Genomic DNA, 8,936 nt, shown 5'->3' with positions numbered 1-8,936 from the left:
TTGCGCGCAATGAACAGGCTCTTTTCGCGCTCAAGCGCGCTCGACATATCGACGTCAATTGCCGACGCCGGGATAGCAATTGCAGTCTCTAAGGCCTTGGTAGGTTTGGCAGTCATCGGAATGCCCCCGATCTTGCTGCGGATAAGGGGAAACGCTAGGAGGCCAGTGTGGCCCGGGCGGGACAGCAATGGGGCGGAAAGACGGTCAGTAAAGTTGTCGCTAACCTGCAACCCGAGCCAGGTCGACGCGTTCACCCAGTCAGCGACGCCGCGTGTCAACCGGACATGGTGGGCACGGGGAACATTGCGGTTTTTCCGGTTTCCCGCTCTGGCCAACGAAACGGCAGACGAGCCTCTAACCCATCCGAGGCGTCGCACCCTCCCCCAATTGTGGCCGTAAACGCCATCTTTGCACCCGCGCGGTTATGGCTTGGCGCACGAAACAGCGCGAATCGGGAGTAAATCGCCAATGGCGGACGGTAAGCCCCGGGTGCTCATCCTCGGGGCCAATTCGGGCATCGCGGAAGCGACGGCGCGGCTCTATGCGGCCGAAGGCGCCGCGCTGCTGCTGGCCGGGCGCAACGCCGGGCGGCTGCAGTCGCTGGCGGACGAGCTTTCGCGGCTCGGCGCCCGGTCGTCCGAGATCGCAGTACTGGACCTGGCCGGCGCCGATCAGGCCGCAACACTACCGGACCTGGCCGCCCGGCTGGGTGGCGTGGACCACATCCTCATCGCCTTCGCGATCATGCCCGAACAGTCCTTGGCCGCCGCCGATCTTCATGTCGCGGCCGAAATGATGACCACCAACTACACCTCGACCGCCCTCTGGGCGCTGGCTGCGGCCAACCTGCTTGAGGCGCAGGGGCATGGCTCGCTCGTGGTGCTGGGGTCGGTGGCCGGCGACCGCGGACGGCGCAGGAACTTCATCTATGCCTCGACCAAGGCTGGCATTGAAACCTTGGTTGAAGGGATCGCCCACCGTTTCGCGGGCAAGGGCCCGCGGGCGGTGGTGGTGAAGCCGGGTCCGACGGCAACGGCGATGACCGCCGGCAGCCCCCCGGAGCGCCGCCTCGTCCCGGCGGAGACGGTGGCGAAGATCGTGCGGGCTGCGGCCGATCGTGGCGGCCCTGTGCAATATGCCCCGCGCCGCTGGTGGCTGATCATGCTGGTGGTGCGCGCCCTGCCGTGGTGGCTGTTCCGGCGCACGAAGTTCTAGGCGTCGCCGGCTACACGGAAACTGGCAGCCCGCGCCCCTCTCCCCTGATGGAGAGGGTAGTGGAGGTCGGAGCGGAGCGACTTGCCGGAACTCGGGTGAGGGGTTCAGCCGTGCAGTCACCCCTCGTCCGGTCTTGGGCTACCGCAGCACTCGGGCGTGATGGCCGGCGAGGCAGGGGCCGGCATGCGGCCCCTGCCCTTCGCGTCAGTACGGGTACGGGTAGTAGTCGTCGTCTTCTTCTTCCTCATCATCCCAGACGGGATAGAGCTTCTTGATCTTGTCGACGACACCCGAGCAGCGGTGAATGCGCATCGAGTAGTACCAGTCGTCGTAGCCGGCCTCGACGCGGACGCGGTTCTTGCTGAGGTGATTGACGATCTGCACGTCGAAGAAGCCGTAAGCCTGCAGGCCCTTGCGGATCTGCTTGTCGGTCAGGCACCAGTTGAAGAAGTCGTTCGGGCCGAAGTCCTTCTTCTTGAACTGCTGCAACTGCTTTTGGTCGCCGCCCTGCGGCTTCACGTCGAGCGAGAAGCCGCCCATGTTCGGCGCTGCCTGCACCGGGACCGCGCTCAAGGCGGTGCCGGCGAGGACGACGGCAAGAACCGCGGCGCGTCCGGTCTGCCGAAGGGTGTTGAGAACGGTCATTTCAATGTCCCTAGGTTGATCCATGCTGCGTCTGCAGCGTTGAGATCACCCTAGACGACTGAAATTGAATGGTTTTGGAACCGCTCGCTCAGAAACCGTTCAGCGCAGCGCCGCACTCATGCCGCAGTCACCACCACCGCCCCACGTCGAGTCGCGACGATGGTGTGCTCGTACTGCACGCAAGGCGCCTGCGGGGCCGCCACCAGGGTCCACTCGTCGTCCTCGTCGCGCTGCTCGGCAAGGTGTCCACCCAGCGACAGGAACGGCTCGACGGTGAAGACCAGCCCCTCGGTGATCACCCGCCGCTCGGACTTGTCCGGCCAGGTGGCAATCTCCCCCGGCTCGTCGTGGAGGCTGTCCCCGACCCCATGGCTCGCAAGGTTCTCGATCAGCGTATAGCGATGCTTCTTCGCAAAAGCGCCGATCGCCAAGCCGATCCCCGAGAGCGGTGCGCCGGTCCGTACGGCGCGTATCCCCTCCCACATGGCCCGCTTCCCATCCCGGCAGAGCGCCACCAGCCGCTTGTCGGCCTCCGGCACGACATAAGACGCACCGGTATCGGCAAAGATCCCGTCGAGCTCCGCCGAAACATCGATATTGACGAGGTCCCCGGCCTTGATCACCCGTGCACCGGGTATCCCGTGTGCAATCTCCTCATTGACCGAAATGCAGGTCGCGCCCGGAAAATCATAGGTGATCTCCGGCGCCGACCGCGCCCCGCTCGCCTCGAGTATCCGCCGGCCGATATCGTCGAGCTCCCGCGTAGTAATCCCCGGAGCCAGCGCCGCCGCCATCGCGTCGCGCGCCACCGCACAAACACGACCGATGGCCTTCAGTCGCACGAGATCCGCTTCGGTCGTGATGGTCACCGGGCACCGCCCTCTTCCGCCATGCTCTCGAGGTCGGCCATCAGGTCGTGCCGTTCGCCTTCGAGGATCACTCCGACATGCCGGAGCCACATCCACATAGTGACGCGGTGGACGAGGGTGTAGACCCACAGGGCCGCTTCGGGATCGGGATGGTCGATCGGGCCGTACCCGGCCCGGATGTGCGGCGTGGACCCCGGAGCATCGTGCTCAGAGCAGAACAGCGCCTTGGCGAGGTCGCAGATCGGGTCGGAGGCGCGTGCATTGCCGAAATCGAGGAGGCCGGTGAGGTGCAGGCGGCCATCCCGGCCGCGGTCGCCCAGCACGTTGTGCGGCTGGAAATCGTCGTGCGCGAATACCGCGCCCCGGCTTTCGGCGATGACATCCGCATGGGCTGCGAAGATCGCCTCGAGCCGCTGCGCCAGCGCCTCGCCGCCGCCGTAGCGCCGGAACTGGCCGATGGCGTGGGTGAAGCGACGCGCGAGATATTCGGTATTGGTCGGCACCGGATCGTGAAGGCCGTCCGCATCGAAGGCGCCGTAGCCGGGCACCGGCACGGTGTGCAGCTTGCGCAGCATCGCGCCCATCTGCCGGTAGAGGTCGCCGACGTCCGGCGCGTCCTTGAAGGTCATCACCTGCCTGCCAGGCAGGTAGTTGGCGATGGTGTAGCGGAACGGCATCCGAGTGCGGGTCTCGTCCGAGGCGAGGAAGCGAGTCATCGGCACATCGAGGTCGCGTAGCAACTGCGACGCATAAGTCTCTTTGCCGGTCGCGTACGGCAGCGCGTCGTTGAATACCTTGAGCACGACCGGCTGGCCGTCCACACGGTCGATGCGGAACGAGCGTGCGCCGCCACCAAGGAGTTCGGTGATCGCCGCGGGAACACCATGGCCGAAATCGGCAAACGTGGCCGCGAGCCGATCGGGATCGATCCCGACCGGCGCTGCTTTGATCACCCCCTGCTCTTCCACCGCCTCGGTCATTGCTTGAGCTTGAGGTAGGTCTCGACCAGCCCCGCCGTCGAGCTGTCGTGGTTGGCCGCCGTCTCGGTGCCCTGCACCTTGGGCAGCAGCGCCTTTGCCAGTTGCTTGCCCAACTCCACGCCCCACTGGTCGTACGAGTTCACGCCCCAGATCGTGCCCTGCACGAACACCTTGTGCTCGTAGAGCGCGACGAGGCTGCCCAGCCGCTCCGGCGTCAGCTTGGGATAGATCAGCGTGTTCGACGGCCGGTTGCCTGGGAACATCTTGTGCGGCGTCAGTGCCTTGATCCGCGCCTTGTCGAGGCCCTGCGCGGTGAGTTCCGCCACAACCTCGTCCTTGCTTTTGCCCAGCATCAGCGCCTCGGACTGCGCCAGTACATTGGCGACCAGCTTGTCATGGTGCGGCGGCAGGTTCTCGTGCGGCCGCGCGGCGATGAGGAAATCGACCGGGATGACGTCGGTCCCCTGGTGGATCAGCTGGTAGAACGCATGCTGGCCATTGGTGCCGGGCTCGCCCCAGATGATCGGCCCCGTCGGATAGTCCACCGGCTTGCCCGCGAGCGTCACCGATTTGCCGTTGCTCTCCATATCCTGCTGCTGCAGGTAGGCCGGGAAGCGGCTCAGCCGCTGGTCGTAGGGCAGCACCGCATGGGTCGAGAACCCCCAGGCATTGCGATACCAGACGCCGAGCAGGCCCATGATCACCGGCAGGTTCTTTTCGAGCCTGGTCGTGAGGAAATGCTGGTCCATCTCATAGGCGCCCCGCAGGAACGCCTCGAAATTCTCGTATCCCACCGCGATGGCGACCGGCAGCCCGATCGCCGACCACACCGAATAGCGCCCCCCGACCCAGTCCCAGAACCCGAAGATCCGGTCCGGCTTGATGCCGAAATCGGCGCAGGCCGTGAGGTTGGTCGAAAGCGCCGCGAAATGATCCGGCACCGCGCCCTCGCCGAGCCCCTTGGCGATCCAGCTGCGGGCGGTCGCCGCGTTGGTCATCGTCTCGTCAGTGGTAAAGGTCTTCGAGGCAACGATGAACATCGTCCGCCTGGGGTCGAGGCGCTTCAGCGTGTCGTGGATATGCGCCCCATCGACGTTCGACACGTAGTGGACCCTGAGGTCGTCCCGCGTATAGGGCTCGAGCGCCAGCGTCACCATGACCGGCCCGAGGTCCGACCCGCCGATGCCGATATTGACGATGTCGGTGAACGCCTCGCCCGTCGCGCCCTTGATGCTGCCGTCGCGCACCGCGTCCGAAAACGCCTTCATCCGGGCCAGCACCGCCCGCACCTCGGGCATCACGTCCTTGCCGTCGATCCTGACCGGCTTGTCGCCCATGTAGCGCAGCGCCATGTGCCCGACCGCGCGATCCTCGGTGACGTTGATGTGCTCGCCCTTCCACATCGCGTCGCGCCGCTCCTCGACGCCGGCCGCCCGGGCCAGCTCGAACAGCGCGGCCATGGCCTTTTCATCGATGCGGTTCTTGGAATAGTCGAGCAACAGGTCGCCGGCCTTGGCCGAAAACGACTTGAACCGGTTGGGGTCCGCCGCGAACAGCTCGCGCATGTTCGTCTCGGCCAACCGCTTGCGCGACTTCATCAGCGGATTGAGGAGGGACTTGTTGCCGGCCATGACGCGTAACTCCGGTGAGCGAGCTCAGAGCGCGGGCATATCGCCAGCGGCCCATGTTGCACGGGTTTGTGCCGCATAATCGGCAAACGCACCAGCCTCGATCGCCGCGCGGGCGCCGATGCACAGCTGCTGGTAGTAGCTCAGGTTGATCTGGCTCAGGATCATCGCCCCGAGCATCTCCTCGGTGCGGATAAGGTGGTGCAGGTAGGCGCGGCTGAAGCGGCGGCAGTTGGGGTTGGGCGAGGTCTCGTCCAGCGGCCGCGGATCGTCCTTGTGCCGGGCGTTCTTGAGGTTGATGACACCCATCCGCGTATAGGCATGCCCGTGCCGGCCGGCACGGGTCGGGTGGACGCAGTCGAACATGTCGACGCCCCGCTCGATGCCGCCGAGAATGTCGTCCGGCTTCCCGACCCCCATCAGGTACCGCGGCTTTTCAGCGGGCAGTTCCGGGGTGATCTCTGATAGCACGCGGAACATCACCTCCTGCGGCTCCCCCACCGCCAGCCCGCCGATCGAGTAGCCGTTGAACCCGATCGACTTCAGCCCTGCGGCCGACTTCGCCCGCAGCTCCGCATCATCGCCGCCCTGCACGATGCCGAACAGTGCCCGGTGCGGCTGGTGGCCAAAGGCGTCCTTCGACCGCTGGGCCCAGCGCAGCGACAGCTCCATGGCACGCAGCATCTCGGCCCGCTCGGAGGGTAGCGGGATGCACTCGTCGAGCTGCATGATGATGTCGCTGTCGAGCAGCGTCTGGATCTCGATCGAGCGCTCCGGCGTCAGCTCGTAGGCCGTGCCGTCGATATGCGAGCGGAACGTCACGCCCTTCTCGGTGAGCTTCCTCAGCTTGGCCAGCGACATCACCTGGAACCCGCCGGAATCGGTGAGGATCGGGCGCTGCCAGTCCATGAAGTCATGCAGCCCGCCCAGGGCCGCGACGCGTTCGGCGCCGGGGCGGAGCATCAGGTGATAGGTATTGCCGAGCAGGATATCCGCGCCGGTGTCGCGCACCTGCTCGGGATACATGGCCTTGACGGTGCCCACCGTGCCCACGGGCATGAAGGCAGGCGTCTGCACGTCGCCGCGGGAGGTGTCGATCCGCCCGCGGCGCGCCATGCCGTTGGTCGATTGCAGGGTGAAGGAGAAGTCGGTCATGCCCGCCTATTAGCGAGCCGCAGCGCGCCTGTCACCCTGCCTGGCGCTCAGACGCCGCCGATGATGCGGCGATAGTCGGCTTCGGGGAATGCCTTGAGCGTGACCCCGCGGATGTTGCCGCCCATGCCCAGGCGGAGATTGAAGGTGGCCGCCGCGTCGTCGCTCGGCGCATCCAGCACACCGACAAGGTCATACTGACCGAAGGTGAGGTAGATCGTCTCAAGTGTACAGCCGGCCTTCTTTGCGGCCTCCTTGGCCGCGTCGTAGCGGTTCGCGGATTCCTTGACACTCTTGGCGCCCTGGTCCGTCCAGTTGAGTAGCAATATGTACTTGGCCACTTGCATTCCTCCCTGTTGGCGAAGGCTAGCTCCCTCGCAAGGGCACCGTAATCCTCCCCGTGAAGGCAAGCAAATCGACTGAATGTATTCAGGAGCGACCTCAGCTGAACTGCCCCCCAACCTCGATGTCATCCCAGCGAAGGCTGGAATCCAACTCTCCTCGCGCCGGCGGGTAAATGGACACAGCTAGGATGACATCGAGTTGGGGGAGGGTTCAGCGGGCCTCAGGAGCCTTCGTCGCGAAACAACAACGAAGCATCCCCATACGAATAGAACCGGTAGTTGTCAGCGATAGCATGGGCATACGCCGCTCGCATCGTCTCAAGCCCGGCAAAGGCGCTGACCAGCATGAACAGGGTCGAGCGCGGCAGGTGGAAATTGGTCATCAGGATGTCCACAGCGTTGAAGCGGTAGCCCGGTGTAATGAAGATGTCGGTGTCGCCGACAAACGGCTGCAAGATGCCGGTGGCCCGTGCGGCCGTCTCCAGCAGCCTGAGGCTCGTCGTCCCCACCGCAATCACCCTGCCGCCCTTGGCCCTCGCGGCGAGGATGCGCTCGACGACGGCAGCAGGGATATCTCCCCACTCGGCGTGCATGACGTGGTCGTCGGTGTCTTCCACCTTCACCGGCAGGAAGGTCCCTGCCCCGACATGCAGTGTCACCCGCTCGACCGTCACGCCAAACTCGGCCAACTGCTGCAACAGACTCTCGGTGAAATGCAGCCCCGCCGTTGGCGCCGCCACCGCCCCGTCGCGCGCCGCATAGACGGTCTGGTAGTCGGACTTGTCGCGCTCTTCGGTGTGGCGCTTGGCCTCGATATAGGGCGGCAGCGGCATCGCGCCGTGCGCCTTGATCGCCTCGTCGAGCTCCGCGCCGCCGAGATCAAAGGCGAGCGTCACCTCGCCGGTCTCGCCCTTACCGGCGACAGTCGCGCCGATGCTGCCGGTATCCCCCAATTCGAGCCGGTCGAGCACATGCAGGCGCTTGGCCGGCCGGGCGAAGGCGCGCCAGGTGTTGGCGTCGACCCGCTTGTGGAGGTTGAAACTGACGCTGGCGCGGTTGTCGCCGCGGATGCGAGTGCCGGTGAGTTCGGCGGGAAGCACGCGGGTATCGTTGACGACGAGGACGTCGCCGGCGCGGAGAATCCGCAACAGATCCGTTACGCGACCATCCTCGAGCGGCTCGCCCGGACGAACGATCAGCATCCGCGCCGAGTCACGCGGTTCGGCCGGGTGGAGCGCGATGCGCTCGGCCGGCAGGTCGAAATCGAAATCGTCGACTCGCATCAGGGGCCGGTGCAGCTCACCGCCCAGGCGCCATGGCCGGGGATACGGAGCGTGCCGCCATAAATGGTCGCGGCCTCGTCCTCGGTGGCTTTGAACAGCCGCAATTCGGCGACCTTGGTGGTCACATTCGGATCGACTGCGTCGATGCGGATCGCCTCGGCGTCCTCGAAAGCCTGGCCTACGCTGACCGGGTCGCCGGGGCCGTAGGCCGGGTCTGTCGCCCAGACTTTTTCGCCAACGGTGATGGTCATTCCAGCGACTGCGATCACGTCGGTCGTGCCGACGAGGATATCGATGCTAGCGCCGCCATCAGGCGAGGCGCAGTTGATCCACTCGGTCGCCAGGGAGGGAGTGGCGAGGCCGCAAAGGCCACCAATAGCGATTGGGGCGATTGCGGCCAGCCGGATCATTCGGCGATGTCTGCCGCGACCTTCACCGAAACCATCGAGTCCGGATCGCGCACCGGCTCGCCGCGCTTGATCTGGTCGACGTTTTCCATGCCTTCGATCACCTTGCCCCAGACCGTGTACTGGCGGTCGAGGAAGCGGGCGTCGTTGAACACGATGAAGAACTGCGAGTTGGCGCTGTTGGGATCCTGCGCGCGGGCCATCGAGGCGACGCCGCGCACGTGCGGCTCGGCGCTGAATTCCTGCTTCAGGTTCGGGTACTTCGACGACCCCGTGCCGGTGCCGGTCGGGTCGCCGGTCTGGGCCATGAAGCCGTCGATCACGCGGTGGAAGACGATGCCGTCATAGAAGCCTTCGCGGGCCAGCTTCTTGATGTGCGCGACGTGGTTCGGCGCCAGGTCAGGGCGCATGGC

At 65.6% G+C, this 8,936-nt stretch carries 10 protein-coding genes; 1 reads left to right on the top strand and 9 read right to left on the bottom strand.

Going from position 1 to position 8,936, the window contains the following annotated elements; all coding sequences use genetic code 11:
• The first annotated feature begins 468 nt into the window (after positions 1-468).
• A complete protein-coding gene (locus JWQ89_RS21995) occupies positions 469-1,215 on the top strand; it encodes an SDR family NAD(P)-dependent oxidoreductase (RefSeq protein ID WP_299644759.1) in 747 nt (248 codons plus the stop codon).
• 204 nt (positions 1,216-1,419) lie between these two features.
• Here JWQ89_RS21995 and JWQ89_RS21990 read toward each other — a convergent pair whose 3' ends face one another.
• The 9 genes from JWQ89_RS21990 to JWQ89_RS21950 form a co-directional block, all read right to left on the bottom strand.
• Positions 1,420-1,860, bottom strand: a complete 441-nt coding sequence (locus JWQ89_RS21990; protein ID WP_299644758.1) for a hypothetical protein — start codon at positions 1,858-1,860, stop codon at positions 1,420-1,422.
• A 116-nt stretch (positions 1,861-1,976) separates the two neighbouring features.
• Positions 1,977-2,729 (bottom strand): type I methionyl aminopeptidase, encoded by a 753-nt coding sequence (map, locus tag JWQ89_RS21985; protein ID WP_299644757.1) that lies wholly within the window; start codon positions 2,727-2,729, stop codon positions 1,977-1,979.
• The gene (locus tag JWQ89_RS21980) at positions 2,726-3,709 is read right to left on the bottom strand and encodes an aminoglycoside phosphotransferase family protein (RefSeq protein ID WP_299644755.1); all 984 of its coding nucleotides are present in this window, start codon (positions 3,707-3,709) and stop codon (positions 2,726-2,728) included. Before JWQ89_RS21980 ends, map begins: the two co-directional genes overlap by 4 nt.
• Positions 3,706-5,340 (bottom strand): glucose-6-phosphate isomerase, encoded by a 1,635-nt coding sequence (gene pgi / locus JWQ89_RS21975; RefSeq protein WP_299644753.1) that lies wholly within the window; start codon positions 5,338-5,340, stop codon positions 3,706-3,708. Before pgi ends, JWQ89_RS21980 begins: the two co-directional genes overlap by 4 nt.
• 24 nt (positions 5,341-5,364) lie before the next feature.
• Complete coding sequence (gene tgt / locus JWQ89_RS21970) at positions 5,365-6,492, bottom strand: tRNA guanosine(34) transglycosylase Tgt (RefSeq protein WP_299644752.1); 1,128 nt, start codon at positions 6,490-6,492, stop codon at positions 5,365-5,367.
• Positions 6,493-6,539: 47 nt separating this feature from the next.
• Positions 6,540-6,830 (bottom strand): GYD domain-containing protein, encoded by a 291-nt coding sequence (locus tag JWQ89_RS21965; protein ID WP_299644751.1) that lies wholly within the window; start codon positions 6,828-6,830, stop codon positions 6,540-6,542.
• Between the two features lie 224 nt (positions 6,831-7,054).
• Entirely contained in the window at positions 7,055-8,116 is a 1,062-nt protein-coding gene (queA, locus tag JWQ89_RS21960) for a tRNA preQ1(34) S-adenosylmethionine ribosyltransferase-isomerase QueA (RefSeq protein ID WP_299644750.1), read from the bottom strand.
• Positions 8,116-8,526, bottom strand: a complete 411-nt coding sequence (locus JWQ89_RS21955; protein WP_299644749.1) for a hypothetical protein — start codon at positions 8,524-8,526, stop codon at positions 8,116-8,118. The genes queA and JWQ89_RS21955 overlap by 1 nt, the downstream gene beginning before the upstream one ends.
• Positions 8,523-8,933 carry a peptidylprolyl isomerase gene (locus tag JWQ89_RS21950; protein WP_299644760.1) on the bottom strand — a complete coding sequence of 137 codons (411 nt, stop codon included), beginning with the start codon at positions 8,931-8,933 and terminating at the stop codon, positions 8,523-8,525. The genes JWQ89_RS21955 and JWQ89_RS21950 overlap by 4 nt, the downstream gene beginning before the upstream one ends.
• Between the last annotated feature and the right edge of the window lie 3 nt (positions 8,934-8,936).

This window comes from Devosia sp. (genome assembly GCF_028290645.1).
Lineage (GTDB): Bacteria > Pseudomonadota > Alphaproteobacteria > Rhizobiales > Devosiaceae > Devosia_A.
This window is presented reverse-complemented; position numbering and strand designations above follow the sequence as displayed.